The 16,722-nt window shown below is 69.2% G+C and carries 15 protein-coding genes and 4 pseudogenes; 8 read left to right on the top strand and 11 right to left on the bottom strand.

Annotated elements, in window-relative coordinates; all coding sequences use genetic code 11:
• The first annotated feature begins 6 nt into the window (after window positions 1–6).
• Complete coding sequence (locus RNB18_RS07900; RefSeq protein WP_311713409.1) at window positions 7–174, top strand: hypothetical protein; 168 nt, start codon at window positions 7–9, stop codon at window positions 172–174.
• Window positions 175–1,041: 867 nt separating this feature from the next.
• Window positions 1,042–2,253, top strand: coding sequence for a GAF and ANTAR domain-containing protein (locus RNB18_RS07895; protein WP_311713408.1), 1,212 nt, complete (start codon window positions 1,042–1,044; stop codon window positions 2,251–2,253).
• A gap of 4 nt (window positions 2,254–2,257) precedes the next feature.
• Here RNB18_RS07895 and RNB18_RS07890 read toward each other — a convergent pair whose 3' ends face one another.
• The gene (locus tag RNB18_RS07890; RefSeq protein ID WP_311713406.1) at window positions 2,258–3,034 is read right to left on the bottom strand and encodes a hypothetical protein; all 777 of its coding nucleotides are present in this window, start codon (window positions 3,032–3,034) and stop codon (window positions 2,258–2,260) included.
• A gap of 82 nt (window positions 3,035–3,116) precedes the next feature.
• Window positions 3,117–3,653: a TetR/AcrR family transcriptional regulator gene (locus tag RNB18_RS07885; protein WP_311713682.1), complete on the bottom strand. Its 537-nt coding sequence runs from the start codon at window positions 3,651–3,653 to the stop codon at window positions 3,117–3,119.
• A 120-nt stretch (window positions 3,654–3,773) separates the two neighbouring features.
• Here RNB18_RS07885 and RNB18_RS07880 point away from each other — a divergent pair, with 120 nt between their 5' ends.
• The gene (locus RNB18_RS07880) at window positions 3,774–4,673 is read left to right on the top strand and encodes a DMT family transporter (RefSeq protein ID WP_311713405.1); all 900 of its coding nucleotides are present in this window, start codon (window positions 3,774–3,776) and stop codon (window positions 4,671–4,673) included.
• Window positions 4,674–5,030: 357 nt separating this feature from the next.
• Window positions 5,031–5,630: pseudogene (locus RNB18_RS07875) on the top strand (hypothetical protein); the annotation flags it as partial.
• Here RNB18_RS07875 and RNB18_RS53640 read toward each other — a convergent pair.
• Window positions 5,595–5,845, bottom strand: a pseudogene (locus tag RNB18_RS53640) (phosphorothioated DNA-binding restriction endonuclease); the annotation flags it as partial. The pseudogenes RNB18_RS07875 and RNB18_RS53640 overlap by 36 nt on opposite strands.
• Window positions 5,846–6,673: 828 nt before the next feature.
• Here RNB18_RS53640 and RNB18_RS07870 point away from each other — a divergent pair.
• Window positions 6,674–7,006, top strand: a complete 333-nt coding sequence (locus RNB18_RS07870; RefSeq protein WP_311713403.1) for a helix-turn-helix domain-containing protein — start codon at window positions 6,674–6,676, stop codon at window positions 7,004–7,006.
• 297 nt (window positions 7,007–7,303) lie between these two features.
• On the opposite strand, the gene RNB18_RS07865 is transcribed toward RNB18_RS07870, so the two are convergent.
• From RNB18_RS07865 to RNB18_RS07845, 5 genes are all read right to left on the bottom strand, one after another.
• The gene (locus RNB18_RS07865; RefSeq protein ID WP_311713402.1) at window positions 7,304–8,545 is read right to left on the bottom strand and encodes a PP2C family protein-serine/threonine phosphatase; all 1,242 of its coding nucleotides are present in this window, start codon (window positions 8,543–8,545) and stop codon (window positions 7,304–7,306) included.
• A 936-nt stretch (window positions 8,546–9,481) separates the two neighbouring features.
• Window positions 9,482–10,051 (bottom strand): hypothetical protein, encoded by a 570-nt coding sequence (locus RNB18_RS07860; protein WP_311713401.1) that lies wholly within the window; start codon window positions 10,049–10,051, stop codon window positions 9,482–9,484.
• Between the two features lie 352 nt (window positions 10,052–10,403).
• Window positions 10,404–11,099 (bottom strand): alpha/beta fold hydrolase, encoded by a 696-nt coding sequence (locus RNB18_RS07855; RefSeq protein ID WP_311713400.1) that lies wholly within the window; start codon window positions 11,097–11,099, stop codon window positions 10,404–10,406.
• Window positions 11,100–11,327: 228 nt separating this feature from the next.
• Window positions 11,328–11,777 (bottom strand): hypothetical protein, encoded by a 450-nt coding sequence (locus RNB18_RS07850; protein WP_311713399.1) that lies wholly within the window; start codon window positions 11,775–11,777, stop codon window positions 11,328–11,330.
• 492 nt (window positions 11,778–12,269) lie between these two features.
• Window positions 12,270–13,019: an SDR family NAD(P)-dependent oxidoreductase gene (locus RNB18_RS07845; protein WP_311713398.1), complete on the bottom strand. Its 750-nt coding sequence runs from the start codon at window positions 13,017–13,019 to the stop codon at window positions 12,270–12,272.
• A gap of 128 nt (window positions 13,020–13,147) precedes the next feature.
• Here RNB18_RS07845 and RNB18_RS07840 point away from each other — a divergent pair, with 128 nt between their 5' ends.
• Entirely contained in the window at window positions 13,148–13,582 is a 435-nt protein-coding gene (locus tag RNB18_RS07840; protein ID WP_311713397.1) for an Rrf2 family transcriptional regulator, read from the top strand.
• A gap of 53 nt (window positions 13,583–13,635) precedes the next feature.
• On the opposite strand, the pseudogene RNB18_RS54075 reads toward RNB18_RS07840, so the two are convergent.
• Window positions 13,636–13,950, bottom strand: a pseudogene (locus RNB18_RS54075) (IS256 family transposase); the annotation flags it as partial.
• A gap of 164 nt (window positions 13,951–14,114) precedes the next feature.
• Between RNB18_RS54075 and RNB18_RS07830 the strand changes: the two are divergent.
• Window positions 14,115–14,498 carry a hypothetical protein gene (locus RNB18_RS07830; protein ID WP_311713396.1) on the top strand — a complete coding sequence of 128 codons (384 nt, stop codon included), beginning with the start codon at window positions 14,115–14,117 and terminating at the stop codon, window positions 14,496–14,498.
• 59 nt (window positions 14,499–14,557) lie between these two features.
• Here RNB18_RS07830 and RNB18_RS07825 read toward each other — a convergent pair.
• Together RNB18_RS07825 and RNB18_RS07820 are read right to left on the bottom strand one after the other, a co-directional pair.
• Window positions 14,558–14,737: pseudogene (locus RNB18_RS07825) on the bottom strand (IS5/IS1182 family transposase); the annotation flags it as partial.
• Between the two features lie 171 nt (window positions 14,738–14,908).
• Window positions 14,909–15,880 (bottom strand): aldo/keto reductase, encoded by a 972-nt coding sequence (locus RNB18_RS07820; RefSeq protein WP_311713395.1) that lies wholly within the window; start codon window positions 15,878–15,880, stop codon window positions 14,909–14,911.
• Between the two features lie 151 nt (window positions 15,881–16,031).
• Here RNB18_RS07820 and RNB18_RS07815 point away from each other — a divergent pair, with 151 nt between their 5' ends.
• Complete coding sequence (locus tag RNB18_RS07815; RefSeq protein WP_311713394.1) at window positions 16,032–16,637, top strand: TetR/AcrR family transcriptional regulator; 606 nt, start codon at window positions 16,032–16,034, stop codon at window positions 16,635–16,637.
• Window positions 16,638–16,722: the final 85 nt, after the last annotated feature.

Below are 16,722 nucleotides of genomic sequence, written 5' to 3'. Positions count from 1 at the left end.
GGCGAGGTGCGCGGCGCCGCGGACGGGGCCCCGCCGGTCGACACCTGGATCACCGTCACCGGCACCTGGCACCCCAAGGGCGAACTCGGCACCGACGGCGCCTGGCCACCGGTCGTGGACGCGAGCGCGGTGCGGCGCGTGACGGAGCCGGCGGATCCGTACGAGACGCGGTGAGCGGGGAGGGGCGGCGCCTGGCTTGTTCGTATGGGCGGCGCTGGGCCGGTGGTGAGGGCGCATGGCGGGTTCGTAGGCGAAGCGGTGAACCGGGAGGGGCGGCGCCTGGCTTGTTCGTATGGGCGGCGCGGGGCCGGTGGTGAGGGCGCATGGCGGGTATGAGAGGCGCGCGGCCGGTGGCGACGGCGCCCGGCCGATCCGTACGCGGAGCGCTCCCGTGCCGACGGCGCCCGGCGGATCCGTATGCGGAGCGCTCCCGTGCCGACGGCGCCCGGCGGATCCGTACGCGGAGCGCTGGACCGTGCCGACGGCGCCCTGCCGAGCCGTATGGCAAGCGCTGAACCCGTGTCGGGGCGGTCGCCGCCGTCCGGATGGCGGCGACCGCCCAGGTGAGGACGCGCGGCTTCTCTCACACGGTCCTCCGGGAAGGTCCCCGGCCCGCTCGGGACGGCGGGAGGCGCCCCGAGCGGCATCGCGGGACGGGGACGGCATCACTCAGGGCGGCGCGAGAGGGCGGGACAGGGACATGGGCGGCTCCGGCACAGTTCGACGCTGTGCGGCCGCTCCCTGACCGTCACCGAAAACCGTAAGGAACGGGTGCGCGGTCTGTGAAGAGCGCATGAGGGTACGGCTCGCTGCGACCTCGCAGCCCGAAACAGGGCCTGTCCAGGGGTGTCCTGTACGCCGTCGGGACAGCGGGGAGCGCCGATCCGCCGTGCCCGTCCTGGGCGTTTCGCCCGTTGGACGAGGGGTAGCCGGGCGGTGCCCCTGGGTGGGTACGCCGCGAGCGGCGCCCCCCGCCCCAGGCGAGCCCGCTTGGGGGCCGATGACGGACAAGCCCCGCGCTGACCGAAGGAGGCGGTGGTCGTGCGGCCCACGGACGACCGCGGCAACGCCCACGGCGACGAGCCGGGTCCGTTCCCCGGATCGGGCGGCGAAGCTGGAGCGTTCACCGGACAGGACGGCGGTTCCGGCTCGTTCGGGACGCCGGGGGACCAACCGCGACGGGCGGCGGAACGCGAAGGGCGGGGCGGGCGGGAACGTCGGGACGAGCGGGACCGGGAGGTCGGGCGGGACCGGGAGGTCGGGCGGGACCGGGAACGGGACCGCGAGACCGGCTACGAGCGGGAAGTCGGGCGCGAGCGCGAGGCCGGACGCGGCCGTGAAGCCGGCCACCCCCGCGAGACCCGCCAACCCCGCGAGGCCCACCCCGACCGCGAAGCCGGACGCGAGCGGGAACGGAATATCGGCCACGAGCGCGGGACGGAGAGGGACCGTGAAGTCGGACGCGGTCGTGAAGCCGGCCACCCCCGCGAGACCCGCCAACCCCGCGAGACCCACCCCGACCGCGAAGCCGGCCATGCGGGAGAGCCGGATCACGTGCGGATCTCCGATGTGATCGCGGAGGGGGTACGGGATGCCGACCCCGCCGAGATTCCGGGCAAGCTGTGCGTCGCCGCCGTCAGACTGCTGCCGGTGGTCGACGCGAGCGTGTCGCTGCGCAGCGACGGCATGCCCGTCCAGCTCAGCGCCAGCAGCCCCCGGGCCGAGCATCTGTCGGAACTCCAGGCCACCCTGGGGGACGGGCCCTGCACAGCCGCTGCGAAGACCAGGGCCGCCGTACTCGCCGCCGATCTGACGTCCGGCCGGGACGCCGACCGCTGGCCGGTCTTCGCCCAGCAGGCCACCGCCGCCGGGATTCGGGCGGTGTACTCGATGCCGCTCGGCAGCGACACCGTGTGCGTGGGCACCCTCGACCTCTACCGGGACGTCCCCGGCGAACTCACCCGGCGGGAGGTGCGCATCGCCGAGCTCGTGGCCAGCGTCATGACCGTGGCCCTGACGGCACTGCCCCGGGGCCAGGAGAACGGCCCCGAGGGCGACGACCTCTGGCTCAGCGGCCTGGCCAAGGCTCACGACGAGGTGTACCAGGCCGTCGGCATGATCATGGTGCAGCTGGACGTCGACTCGGACGAGGCGCTGGCCCGGCTGCGCGCGGACGCCTTCGCGGACAGCCGCACCGCGCTCGAGGTGGCGCACGACGTGGTCTGGCACGTGAAGCGGTTCGACCCGGACTGAGCGCTCAGATCTCCACCCGCCCCTGCTTCCTGATCTCCGTCAGCCGCTCGGCTCCCAGCTGTACGGCGGTCTGCGTGGCCTCCGTCTGTACGTAGCCGAAGCCGCCGTTCGTCACAGTGATCGCGTCCTCCCCCACGCGGACGGCGGCGACGTCCAGCGTGAGCGTCGTCGGTTCACCGTCCGGGGACTGTCCGGTCAGCCACACCCGCAGCCCCTGCCGGGCGTTCCCCGCCTCCGGCAACGGCGCCTCGGTGACCTGCACCCCGAAGACGGCCCCCGTGGTCGTGGTGGCCCCGAACTGCGCGCACGTCCGCGGAAGGCCCTTCAGCCAGGCCAACGTCTTGTCGATCTCCGCCGGCGGACGCGCGAGCACCTGATACCGCATCTGCGCCTTGTTCCACTCGTCGTCCATGCCGACGACCGCACGGGGCTCGGCATCGGCCCCGAACAACTCGTCCGCGTACAGCGCGTCGAGCAGCCGCTGGCACTCCCGCCGGTCGGCCTTCGCCTTCAGCACCCCGTCGTGCCAGGTGGCTGCCCCCTGCGTCGGCGTCCAGGGCTCACCGAGGTCCGCGTGGGTGACGAGCGCGGCCTGCGCCATGGCCTCGGTGAGGGCGGAGGAGGGGGCAGCGGACGTATTCGGGGAATGCGGGGGCGCGCTCGTGGGCCGCGTGATCGGCGGCCTGGGAGCGGTGGGCGGGGTGGACAGAGCGGAACAGGCGGTGACGGCGAGGAGCCCACAGAGGGCGAGAGCGCAGGCGGCTGCGCGGGGCGGGGTCATGCCTCCAGTGATCACCGGGTTTGCGGAGGTCACCAGTGGTCCGGGCCGTATGGGTTACGCAGTACCCGCCGTCGAACCGCGTCTACGCACCCTGCCCGCCGACAAGCGCGGTCGCCTCCCCGCAGGCGAACCCGATCGGGTCGGCGAAGACGCGCAGTCCGTGGGCGACGAGTGCGCCCTCGTGGAGGAGCATGAGTGTGCGGGCGTGGTCCGGGGCCAGGTCGGTGAAGAGGCGGAGCATCCACTGCTTCTGGCCGGTGATGATCGCGTACGCCGGATGGGCGGGGTCGCTGATCTCGGCGTGGGCGTTGACCATGCTGCACCCCTTGGGGCTGTTGTCGTCCATCCACTCCCGAGAGGCGTCGAAGACCGCGCGGACCCGGTCGACGGCCCCCGGCCCCGTCGCCTCCAGCCGCTCCATGACATACGTCCGCCAGCGTTCGTCCCGATCGGCGAGGTACTCCACGACGATCTGCTCCTTGGAGCCGAACCGGTCGTAGAGCGTCTTCTTCGTCACCCCGGCCTCGGCAGCGATCAGGTCCACGCCGACCGCGTGGATGCCGCGCTCGTAGAACAGCCGGGACGCCGCCGCGAGGGCGCGCCGCGCACCCGGGGTCATGCTGATCCGCCGTACCTGCCGTGCACCACCGTTGTCTCCCACCCTCCCGACTATACCGATCTGTATAGTGGTAGGGGCAAGGAGGTATACAGATCTGTCTAGTCACGGGTGGTGACTCCCATGAACGTCCTGCTCTCCGCCGCCTTCGTCGTGTGCTGGAGCTCGGGATTCGTCGGCGCCAAGCTGGGCACGCAGGACGCCGGTGCGATGACACTCCTGATGTGGCGCTTCCTGCCGCTGGCGGCCGTCCTGACCGCCTTCGCCGTCCACCGGGGCCGGGCCTCCTGGCGCACCCTGTCGCCCCGCGACCTCGCCCGCCAGGCCCTGATCGGACTGCTCTCCCAGAGCGGCTACCTGCTCACCGTCTACTACGCCATCCAGCTCGGCGTCTCCAGCGGTACGACGGCCCTGATCGACGGCACCCAGCCGCTGGTCGCGGGAGCGCTCGCCGGCCCGCTGCTGCGCGAGTACGTCTCGGCCCGGCAGTGGCTCGGACTGTGCCTGGGCCTCGGCGGAGTAGCCCTGGTCACCACGGCCGACGCGGCGGCGACCACGGGCGTGGCCTGGTGGACCTACCTCGTCCCGTTCGCCGGGATGCTCTCGTTGGTCGCGGCCACCTTCCTCGACCGGCGCTCCCGCACCCCGGTGACCCCGACCGTGTCACTGACCGTCCACTGCGCCACCAGCGCCCTCGTCTTCACGACCGCCGCCCTCACGACCGGCACCGCGACCCCGCCCGCCACCGGCTCCTTCTGGCTGGCGACGATCTGGCTCGTGACCCTGTCCACCTTCGGCGGCTACGGCCTGTACTGGCTCGTCCTCCAGCGCTCCGGAGTCACCGAGGTCAACACCCTCATGTTCCTCATGGCCCCCGTCACCGCCGTCTGGGGCGCCCTGATGTTCGGCGAGCCCTTCACCACCCAGACCGCGACAGGCCTGGCGGTCGCCCTGACGGCGGTGGCCGTGGTACGCGGGGCGAACTCCCGTAGGGGGGAGGCCGAGGTCGCCGGCCCCCGCTGACGGTCCCCGGAGAACCGCGCCATCGGCCTGGCTGTTGGCACTGGTTCGTCTGGCGGCAACGCCGCAGGCACGCCGGCACGCTCGCGGGCTGGGGTGTACTGGCCCTCGGAGTAGGGCAGTTGATACGCGCCGCAGGATCTTTGACCGGAGACCGCCAGCCACTCGGCATCATCCTCGCCACCTGCTTTGCAGTAATCACCGTGGCCGGCTCCGTCCTGGTGGCGTGTGGCCGGGACACGTTCCGGAACTGTCGCGGCGGCCGGAAGCGCCGGAAACTGCCGCCGATCCACCCGTGACGGTTGCACCTCGCGCACAACTCGGGTGACGGTTGGCTGCGGTCGGCGCTAGCGTGCGGCGGTGATCAGCAATGAGGGCGTACGCCTGGGTGCGGAGGCCGCACGTCGCCTGGCACGGACAGGCCTCTATGAGTTCGAGCCGGGTCTGACGGACCCTGAGTTCACGCGCATCGAGCGCGAGTACGGCTTCGAGTTCGCGGACGATCACCGAGCGTTCCTTGCGGCCGGGCTCCCGGTCAACGTCCCTCCCGAGGACGGGCAGACCTGGTCCAGGCCCTGGCCGGAGTGGCGGGGCGGCGATTTGGACAGCTTGCGTCGGCAACTCGACTGGCCGGTCGAGGGTGTTCTGCTCGGCGTTGAGCACAACGGGTTCTGGTACGAGGGCTGGGGTGAGCGTCCAGCCGACGGGACGGCGGCGCTGGCTACGGCGCGGCATCATCTGGCGGAGGCGCCGGTGCTGGTGCCCGTGTATGCCCACCGATACCTGCCGGCCGGCCGGGGAAGCTTCGGGCATCCGGTGCTCTCGATGTGGCAGACCGACATCATCTACTACGGCCTGGACCTGGCCGACTACATGCATCGGGAGTTCGACGAGACGCGGAGCGAGGCCGACGACGGCTGGAGCCCGCGAGCGACGGCCCCCTTCTGGCGGGACCTTCTCCAGCCGTTCCTGTTCCAGGCCGACGGCTTCGCGAACTCGCCGTGGAGCGAGGGCGGGAAGTGAAGGTGGAGCAGTAGGCGGGTGATGCGGTGAGCAGTTGGCGGTCGCGTCGCAGTGCTGATCTCAGTTCGGGGCGAGCCGTCCAGCGGCACCCTCTTCCCGAAGCCCTCGGAGTCCGGTTCCGGGCCGCCGGGTCCTCGGCCGGTACGCACTTCAAGGTCATCGCGGTCGCCCGGTCGGCGTCTACGCCTGGCACAACCGGGCGACGAGGGTCCTGCGGTCTTGCCACCGACAGCCTGGGGGTCACGGCTTCGAGGCGGATTACCTCAATGTCGAACGCGCGAAAATCTATGTCGGTCAGAGTAGACATTGGTTGGTGCTGTGGTTATGGTTTCTCTCGTAGCCCAGAGAGACAGCAGGGCCTGGCAGACACGAACTGCCGGGCAGCAGTACGTAGTTGCAGTGCGCAGGACGGTGCGGTGGTGGAGTTCCGAAGCCAGGGTTGTTGCAGGACGGCGACGGGGCTGACGACCGGACCGGGTGGCCCGCAGTGATCAGGGGCCGCCATTCGCAGTACCCAGCAGTGAAGTGAGCGGTACCTCGGTGAAGGCGTCGGCTGCGGGCGCGCGCATCGGGAAGTTCGGCAGTGGGGTTCCAAGCCAGAGCGGACGCAGGACGGGCGACGGGGCTGGCTGCCGGAGAGTGGCGCTTCGCGAGGCCACCAGTAGTGCGCGGTATCAGCAGTGCAAGCAGTACGCAGTACCCGTTTGGCAAGTGATTGGTTCAGAGGGAAGAACGGAGGAGCCGAGCGCCATCAGGATCGCCCGGGCGAAGTCTTGAGTCCGGGTACCGCAGGACATCGATAGTGAGGTGGTCTCCGGTCGAGAAACAGCGATCCCCGCGCCCCCGACAGCGTCTCGGTCGGGTCGGCGGACACAGAAGGCCGGCGCAGCACTGGGGCCGGCAGATGGTGTAGCAGTTCCTTCGGGGCCCTGGTGCCGTACGGCACCAGGGCCCCTCCACGCGTTCCGCAGAGAGGTGAGATGACAGCAGACGATTCCTTCGGCCGTCTCGACGACGACGACTACCCCGCCTTCACCATGGGCCGAGCTGCCGAGATGCTCGGCACCACCCCCAGCTTCCTCCGCGCCCTCGGCGAAGCCCGCCTCATCACCCCGCTCCGCTCCGAGGGCGGACATCGCCGCTACTCCCGCTACCAGCTGCGGATCGCCGCCCGAGCCCGGGAACTCGTCGACCACGGGACCCCCATCGAGGCCGCCTGCCGCATCATCATCCTCGAAGACCAGCTCGAAGAAGCCCAGCGCATCAACGCCGAGTACCGCCGCGCCGCCTCCCGGCACACGGCCGGCATCTGACCCGCAGCCCGCAGCGCCGGGCCAGGCCGCCAGCGCCCTTTCCACACCCAGGAGATCGCCGCGCGTCTGTCCGCTTGACCGCCATCACATCGGGTGTACACCGTCTCGGTTCGGTGCGTCGTGACGGCCTCGCCCCCGATTCCGCGATCGGCTCGGCGCCCCGAGGGAGCGCTTCCCGGGCTGGAGGGGCGACCCGCTCGACCGGGCGAGGGCCGTCGCCCACGGCATCCGCGACCTTGGGCGCGAAACCCCAGGTCGGAGGCAGGCTTCAGCGAGGGAGCCGGTGCATCGTCGCGCTCAGTCCAGGGTGGCGAGGTGATCGGCGTCGCCGCCTCGCCACTCGACGAGGAAGATGGTCGCGTCGTCGGTCGTGGTGCCGCCGCGTTCGTGTTTCAGGGCGTGGGAGAGCGCTCGCACCACCGCCCGTACCTCCGTGCGCTCGCGGAGGATCCGGTTGGTCCATTCGACGAGCTGTTCCTCTCCGAACTGTTCCCCGCCGGTGTGGTGCTCCTCGATGAGGCCGTCGGTGAAGCACAGCAACCGGTCCCCCCGTCGCAGCATCCGCTCGCTGACCACCGGCTCCTCACCGCCGAAGCCGACCGGCAACGTGGTCGGGCTCTCCAGCCGGTCCACCACGGCGCGGTCCCGGATCAGAAGTGGAGCGGGGTGGCCTGCGTTGACCCACTGCAGTCGGCCGGTGGTGATGTCCAGAATCATCATCTGCGCGGTGACGAAGTGGTCGGGGCCGAACTGCTCGTTGATGGCCCTGTCCATGAACGCGTACACCTGGGACAGATCGGTGTGGGCCCGCCGCGTGTGGCGATAGGCGCCGATGGCCACCGTCGCCATGGTCGCCGCGTCCAGCCCGTGGCCCATCGCGTCGATCATGGCCACGTGCAGGACGTTGCCGTTGAGGGCGTAGTCGAAGCTGTCGCCGGCCACGTCGTAGGCGGGCTCCAGGATCCCGGCCACCTCGACCTGCGGAATCGTCATCGACAGTGGGGGCAGCAACGACCACTGGATCTCCGCGGCCACGCTCATCGGGGCGCTGCGCCGGGCCTGGAAGAACTGGTCGGTATAGGCGTCCTTGGTGACGATCATGTCCGCGACCAGACCGGCGAGTCTGCGCAGCAGTCGCCGGTCGTCGTCATCGACGCGGTCCAGGGTGACGGCCATCACCCCGATCTGGTCGCTTCCGTCCAGCAGCGGCAGGTACATCCGCACACTGCCGTCCTTCGGCACCTCCACCGTTCTGCGGCTCAGGAACGCCTCGCCGGCAGGGGAGTCCTCGACCGGCTCGGGGCCGCCCAGCTTCAGCCGCCGGCCCGGCAGCGGCACCAGCAGCACCTGTTCGTAGTCCTGCAGGAGGATGGAGACCTCCCGCCCCCCGACCCTGGCTACCTCTTCCGCGACGAGCGGGGCGATCAACTCCGGCGGCATCTCGTGTGCGCGGTCCAGCAGCACCCCGAGCAGCCGTTCGCCGAACCCCTCGGACCGGTCCACCCCGACCCTGCCCGGCCTGCGCCCACGGTCCGTCATAGCTTCTGCTTCCTTCGTCCTCTGACATGGGGAACTCAGCGGGGTGGCTGCGTTCACGCGGTGTTCGCCGGGCGGCGGCCCGGCACCCAGACGACGTATCCCGACGCGGTGCCCGTAGCAACGCACACCCTGCCCCTCTCGGATCCACCAGCAGGCAACCGCGATCAGCGGGGAACGACGCCGTCGACCGGCACAGGCTCGCATCGCCGACCGGTCCAACGAGCCGATTGAGCCATGGGCAGCATGTCGCCCCCGATTCCGTTCACCACAAGGGGCTTGTGCCGACGAAGACAGGGGGAGGCCGACCGGTCGGCGGGCCGGGTCCGGGCCACCGGACCTGATCACAGGGGGGGGGCAGACGGTGGCCGTGGCCGGCTGGTCGGTCGCGGTGTTCGCGCAGACCGCTTCCAGAATGCCGAACCTGCGCCATGTCGGGTTCACGACGCCCTGGCCGCGCCACTCCGGACATCGACGGAACGATCACGCCGTGCTGGGCCGGCCACGTCCGCCGTGCTTCAACGACCCCGGCGTATACACACCGGGGTCGCCCTTCCGGGCCGGTCGCACGTGAGAGTGTGCCGACCCGCTTTCATGCTATGCCTGATGCACATTTCGGGCATCTATGAGCTAGCTCGCGGGTGTCCAGAGCTCCGTGAAGACGGTTGCTTCTTCGACGTCGGCCGACAGCCAGTGTTCACCTGGATCAGTCCGGGAGGTGGCGCTGTCGGTCTCCATTGGTACGAGGGACGGGTGACTCTGTCCGGCGCGCATGCCCCTGACGTTGACCGGGCCGCCTCAGTGCCGACGTCGTAGAGCGCTGAGCTTGGGAAGCTCGGTGATCTGGCACGGTTCTGGCACGGCTACTCGTCGACCGATCTTCAGCGAGCTGGGGGGCTCGGTAGACGGGGCCGCCGCCGGCCCCACCGGGCACGGCCGCTATGCCCCTGCGGCGAACGGATTGCCGTGTCCGGGAAGTTGTCCGCCTGGCGGCACATACCGCAGCCGCCCGTTCCGGTCGGTCACCGGCGTGAACCCGGCGGCCTTCAGCTGAGCGGCGTACTTGGCTCTGTAACGTCGGCTGTAGACGAGCAGGACGGGCAGCAGGGCCATGAGCGCGGCCCAGACGATGCCGACGATGACGACCGCGTCAGTGTCTGCGCGCAGCCTGAAGCAGATGGCGGCGGCGGTCATGGTGAGGAAGAAGACCAATATCCCCGTCCGCAGTTTGTCGCTGTACTGACTGCCACTGTCGACCACCATGCGGGCCTTGAGGAGATCGATCGCGTCGGGCACGACAGGCGGCAGCGCTACACCCTCGCCGGCGTCGGGATACTGCGCCCGGTTCTGCGCAGCGCGCTGTCGGCCCTCCGGGCTGGGGTCGGGCACGATGAACAGCGCGAACTTGTTGTCGCTGGTCATCTGCAAGTCGGCGTACTCGTACCCGAACTGCTCGGCGATGAAGGCGAGTCGGGCGAGGCGCTTCCACGACCACGCGGAGACGGTCATCCGAACGGGCTCCCCGCTTGCCATCTCCCGCAGCATCTTCCGTACTTGCCTCTTACTCACTGGCGCCCCCCGTCACTCACCGTCCATGCAGTCTGCCATTCACGGCATGTTCATGGCGGGCACGGTGGAACCGGATGGGCACGGCGATGGGCACGGCCTTGACCGTCCGTCAGCTAGAGAGTTGATCTTCCCTGCGTCGAGAGTGAGTGCCAGGCGGAAGATGACTGCCACCGCATAGAAGGCCAGTGGCGCGGTAGTCGCCGTGCCGTACGGCTTGCAGCAGGGGTACGTCGCCGAGGGCCACGAGGCGAAGCCTTTTCACGGTCCGCCGACCGCAGGCCGAACATGACGATCAGCCGTGAATGGTGTTGAGCACGGAGGCAAGCTTTTCGGGCGCACTGATCATTGCCATGTGACCGGTGTCGAGATCGATGACGTCGGGCCGAAGCAGCGCTATGGATCGCTGCTGGAGTTCCTCGACGTAGCACTGGTCCCGCGTGAGGTGCACGTAGGTCCGGGGGATATCGCGTCGGTAGCCGCTGAGGTCCACTGTCTCTCTCAGCAGGGCGGCCGAATCGTCGGCAAGCCGGTCGAGGACTGACGTGGTGGTCGCCTCGTCCATGTCGTTGCACAGCATTGCGGCGGCGCCCTCGCGGGTCTGGTGGTAGACGCCGTCGGCGATGGACTGTTCCACCAGACCCCGTACTTCGGGATCGATCTGGTCAAGCACCCGGGATCTGTCCGCCGGCACCACGGCCGACACGAGGACGACGTGGCGGATCCGGTCGGGTATGAGGTCCAGGACGCGCGGCATGGTGACTCCCGCGAAGGAGTGACCGACCAGTACAACGTCCCGCAGGTCCTTTGCCTCGACGTCCTCCCGGACCGCATCGGCGCAGTCCGCGAGAGTGATCGAGCCCAGGTCGACTCCGGCCCTGCTGCCCCGCCCTGGAAGATCGACTGCCAACGCTTCCGCACCGAGATGGGGGATCAGCTCGTCCCAGCAGTTCGCGCCGAAGCTTGCACCGTGGATGAGAACAAACGCCATGGTTGACCTCCTCGTCAATGACTTCACCGCACCTTAAGTGAATTCAGTTCGGTTGTGGAGGTCTGCGGCATAGCAAAGTAGGAGACGTTGTTACGGCAGGTCCTGCGCACCCTGACAGGGAATGACCGACGCCTCGACCACGGCGATCTTCCGTGCCTGCCCAATGCGCCGCAGAGTTGGACGCCGGGCCGGGGTCGGCTCCTGGTCGGCTTGACGGTTCCGGGTCTGTCAGTCGGTCGGCGGGTCCCGGAAAACGGGGTTGTCCGGGCGGAAAGGCACCTCCAGCGCCACCGATACGACACAGTCGTATTCGGGCGCCGTATCGACGAAGCGCACGATGTACTCCACCGAACTGTCCCGCGGAGGGGAACACCGCCCCCGGGCCACAGCCTGCTGTTGCGCGGCGAGCCTGGCCGGGCTGCGGGCCCGCAGCCATGCTTGGCGGCCAGGTGCGTCGGGCACGCCCAGCCCGAGCCCGACGGGGGATCGACAGATTGCGTACACGATCAGATCGCCTCGCCCGACAGCGGCGAAGTGCAGTCGGCGGCCGGCCGGGGAGCTCGCGGTGAGGTCATGGGGCCGACCGCAGTGCGGACAGGGGCCGTCATCGAGGACGACGGCTTCTGGGTCGGCGTCCAACATCTGCACGAGGAGGAGCCGCAGCCCCGCGCGGATCATGAGGAGGCGCTCTCCTTCAGGGCCCGCCGTCTCCGCTGCAAGGCGGGCTCGTTCCTCGGGGGCGAGCCTTTCGCGCAGGACTCGACGGTCTTCCGGCGACAGCGGCGTCACCACGAACGTGCGCAGTGCGAGGGGGTCGGGCCCCCGTCGCGCTGCGTGGGGTCGAGACCGACCATCGGTGCGGCCAGCGGAGTCCGCTGCGCACCCCAGCCGCCGTCGGGATTTGTCGCAGGCACGATGGGAAATGACGCGGGCAGGGGAGTGTGATCCGGCTCCACGTGTTCCATCGGGTCTGTCAGTCCCTCCGTCGGCGCTGCGCCCATGCTAGTGATGTGACCGCATCAATTCGCCGGGTCGTTCAGGCTGCGGTGGACAGAGGGCGTCCGCCCCAGTGGATGCCCTTCTCGCTGCGGATGCGGGCGCGTTCCTTGCGTTGGCGGTGCGCGCCCCGAAGGCGCGATGTCCTTCGGGGCGCGCGGCAGGGGCTCGTGTTCAGGCGTTGTAGCCGCCGTGGGCGTCCAGCACCGCGCCCGTGACGTACGACGCGGCGGGGCTCGCCAGGAAGGCGATCGCCGCGGCGATTTCGTCGGGGTGCCCCATGCGTTGCAGGGACAGCGAGCTGACCAGGGCCTTGAGGGTCTCGGAGTCCGGCGGCTGCATGCCGCCCTCCATCAGTCCGGCCTCCACGACGTTGGCCGTGATGTTCCGGGGCCCGAGGTCGCGTGCGACGCCCATGGTGTACCTCTCGATCCCGGACTTGGTCGCCGAGTAGTCGGCAAGGCCGGGGGCGCCGACCCGGGAGCCCAGTCCGGAACTCACCGTGATGATGCGGCCGCCCGTGCGCAGCACTCGGGAGGCGGCCCGGATGACGGCGATCACGCCGAGGTAGTTGGTGGCGTGCATCCGGTCCAGTGCGGCGGTGTCGGCGTCCGGGTCGTCCACCGTGCCGGCCGCGGAGATCGCCGCGTTGTTGACGAGGATGTCCAGGCCGCCGAAGTGCGCGACCACGTCGTCGATCAGTGCCGGCGCCCGGCTCGTGTCCGCCTGGTCGGACTGGAAGGCGACGGCCTTGGCTCCCTTGCCGTGCACCTCGTCGACGACGGCCTGCGCCTGCTTCTCGGAGCTGACGTAGGTGAAGGCGACGTCGGCGCCCTGCTCGGCCAGCAGCCGTACGGTCGCGGCTCCCAGTCCGCGCGACCCCCCGGTGACCAGGGCGACCTTGCCCATGAGTGGCTTGCTCATTCTTCTCACCTCGTTGATTGACCCTTCCTGGCAGTCGTAACGCTAATTGTTACGACAGGTTGTCGCAACCTTTGCTGTTACGACTTCCCTGTCGTAACATGAAGCGTTGCAGCCGCGAGGAGGAGTCCATGAGCGCCAACAGCAGGCTGACCATCGCCGCCCACGCGCTGGCCTGGATCGGCCTCTATCAGCGCCAGGGCCATGAGGTCGCCACCTCCGAGCAGATCGCGACCAGCGCGAACACCAACCCCGTGGTGATCAGACGGCTGCTCGGCGAGCTGCGCAGGGCCGGGCTCGTGGAGTCCCGGCGGGGCGTGGGCGCGGGCTGGACGCTGGCGCGCGAGCTGGAGTCGATGACCCTGCTCGACGTGTACGAGGCAGTGGAACCCGGCCCGCTGTTCGCAATGCACCGCACCACCCCGGACCAGGAATGCGTGGTGGGTCACGGCATCCAGCCGGCAATGCAGAGCATCTACGAGGGCATCGAGGAGACCCTGAGACACGAGCTGGCCCGCGTCACGCTCGAGAACGTACTCCGGGACGTACTCGCGGCACCTCGCTAGCCTGTCCGTTACGCCCTGGCATCACCACATGCGGGTGCGCGTCTGGGTGAGCGTCACTGTGCACGCCGCCAGGGTCTCGGGGCTTCGACGAGGTGGCCGCGTTCGAAGCGGGCTCCGGCGCCGCCGAGGGCCGCAAGGTGGCGTGCCGGCAGCCCACGCGCCCGATCGGCAGGCCCCGCCTGCCCGCCATCCCCGGCACTGGCCCGTGACCTGCCCTCCTTGACGATTACATCCGTCGTCCGCAGATGGATCCAGTGTTCGGAGGGGAAGTCGTCGAAGGCCAGCAGCTCGTCGACGTCATCGGTGATTTTCTTGACGACCTGGGCCGACGTGGGCAGGGCGTTGACGATGTTGGCCGCTTTGTGAACACCTCGGCCGGGGCCTTCAGAAGCCGGGACTCCGCGGACTTGCGGTAAGACTGGACATCTGTGTCAATTGGCAGCCTTCCAGCTACCTGGGGCCTCGTGAGCTGTGGGGAACCGGTCTGTCTTCCGATGCGTCTCTCCGGCCAACACGTCGTAGGGGGCCGGAAGTGGACTCGGACAGTATTGCCGCGTGGTCAGGGCTTGCGGGAAATGTGATTGCCGTCCTCGTGGCCGTCCTCAGCCTACGCAAGGCCGAAAGTGCCTTGGCTCAGTCCGAAGCTCAATCGGAACGCAGCCTCGCGAGAGCAGACGCGGCACTGACACAGGCGCAGCACATCGCGGAACGCACTCTGCAAGCGCACTACAACATCGACGGGGCTATGTCGGCTATCGCCTGGCGAGACCAGGTGATAGCTCTGCACGACCGAGGGCTGACGCCTGCCCAGATCCGGGAAATCATGCTCCTGGAAGATGGGGGCGCGGGGTACGAAGCCAGCAATGGACGAATTGACGACATCGTACGAAACCTGCGTAGAAGACTGCCTCAATGAAGTGGGGAAGGTCTACAGCGCTCTCGTCGTCCCGAAGCAACCTGGGTGGGGGTGCTTCTTTGGGAGAGTTCGGCAATCGCATGGTCGCGGGTGGGCGCCAGGGTGCCGTCCACGATGAGCATCAATGCCGAATATCGGAGCCGGCTGGCGCAGCGTCAAGTTCGTGCGCCAGTACGTTGTGGGTCCGCGCCCTCGCGGTGTAACGCGGTGATCAGCTTGCGGAAGCAGCGTGGGCTCATCCGGGTGAACGGGCTAGCGTGTCCAGTTCCCTCCCGGCACCGGCCCGGTCAGGGATCGTAGGAGGGGCACAGAGCCGTGACCTGTGTACTTCATGCTGCACAGTCTCATTGGGAATGCGGCACTCTTCGCCCGGATGTCGACCCGCGGCGTGCGTGGTGGTACGTCTTCGATCAGCTGTCGATGGCGGCCATGTTGTCCGCGTCGTAGCGCTCGCCGGAGGCCGGGGGCAAGTCGTTCAGGCGGGCGACGTGGCCGGCAGTGAGCTCGATGTGGTCGGCGGCGGCGTTCTCCTCCAGCCGGGCGACTCGCTTGGTGCCGGGGATGGGCGCGATGTCGTCACCCTGGGCGAGGAGCCAGGCCAAGGCGACCTGCGCGGGCGTGGTGTCGATCTCGGCGGCTACGGCCCGGACCTCGTCGACGATTCGCAGGTTGCGTTCCAGGTTGCCGTCGGCAAAGCGGTGGTTGGTGCGGCGCCAGTCGTCGGCGTCAAGATCGTTCAGGGAGCGGATGTTGCCGGTCAGGAAGCCGCGGCCGAGCGGGGAGTACGGCACGAAGCCGATACGCAGTTCGCGCAGGACGGGCAGGATCTCGGCCTCCGGGTCGCGGGTCCACAGCGAGTATTCGGACTGGACCGCGGTGACCGGATGCACGGCGTGGGCGCGGCGGATCGTGGCGGGGCCCGCCTCCGACAGGCCGATGTGGCGGATCTTGCCTTCGGCCACCAGTTCGGCCAGCGCGCCAACGGTCTCTTCGATGGGCGTGCCGGGGTCCACCCGGTGCTGGTAGTAGAGGTCGATGTAGTCGGTACCCAGGCGCTTCAGCGATCCCTCCACGGCCAGGCGGATGTTGGCCGGGGTGCTGTCCGGAGCCGTGCCACCGGTGTGGGAGATCAGTCCGAACTTGGTCGCCAGCACGACCTCGTCTCGGTGCCCCTGCACGGCCCGGCCGACCAGCTCCTCGTTGATGAAGGGGCCGTACCCCTCAGCGGTGTCGATATGGGTGACCCCGAGGTCCAGAGCGCGGTGGAGCGTGCGGATCGACTCGTCGTCGAACTGGCCGGCGCCGGTGTAGAACGCCGACATTCCCATGGCTCCGAGACCGATGCGCGAGACCGCGAGGCTGCCGAGCGAAATGGTTTTCATGGCGCGGACTTCCCTTCCCATTACTTCAGTACCGGTCGGTGCAGAACCCTAGCACATCAAGACCGATCGGTACTGAACTGCGTTCGCCACCTCCTTGTGGGGATGAAACTGCTGGTCAGCCGAGATCTGTACCGAGGGGTACGCTTATGGCATGAGTGACTCCCGTAGGGCCGTCATGGGTCGGCCTCGAGGATTCGACATCGACCAGGCGCTGGAACGCGCGATGCGGGTGTTCTGGGCGCGAGGTTACGAAGGTGCAAGCCTCGCTGAACTGACCGGCGCCATGGGGATCACCAAGACGAGCATGTATGCGGCCTTCGGCAACAAGGAGCAGTTGTTCCGCAAGGCCCTCCAGCGCTACGGCGCGGGGCCGGCCGCCTACGCCACGCGCGCCCTGGAGGAGCCCACCGCACGGGCTGTGGCCTTGGCCTTCCTCCGCGGAGCGGTCTGCACCACGACCCCTCCCGACGGCCCCTCCGGGTGCCTGACCGTGCAGGGTGCGCTGGCGTCGAGCGACGAGAGCCGGGCCGTCCACGACCTGCTTGTCGACTGGCGCAACGACGCGGGGGTCCGCCTTGAGGAGCGCTTCCGGCGCGCCGTCAACGAGGGTGATCTTCCGCGCAACGCCGACCCTCGGCGTCTTGCCCGGTTCATCATGACGATGGGTTTCGGCATCGCGGTGCAGGCCGCCAACGGCCTCGGCCCTGCTGAGCTCGATGAGATCGTCGACACGGCGTTGCTCGGCTGGCCTGCGTAGCGGCTGTACCCCTTCGCTCGACCGGTGAGACATCTCCTCACATGAGGGCCGTGACAGTGCGGCAGAATTTCGGTACCGTCCGGTA

This window comes from Streptomyces doebereineriae, from assembly GCF_031845645.1.
GTDB classification, from domain to species: Bacteria; Actinomycetota; Actinomycetes; order Streptomycetales; family Streptomycetaceae; genus Streptomyces; species Streptomyces canus.
Note: the sequence above shows the minus strand (reverse complement) of the source record. Positions and strands in the feature narration are given on the sequence as shown.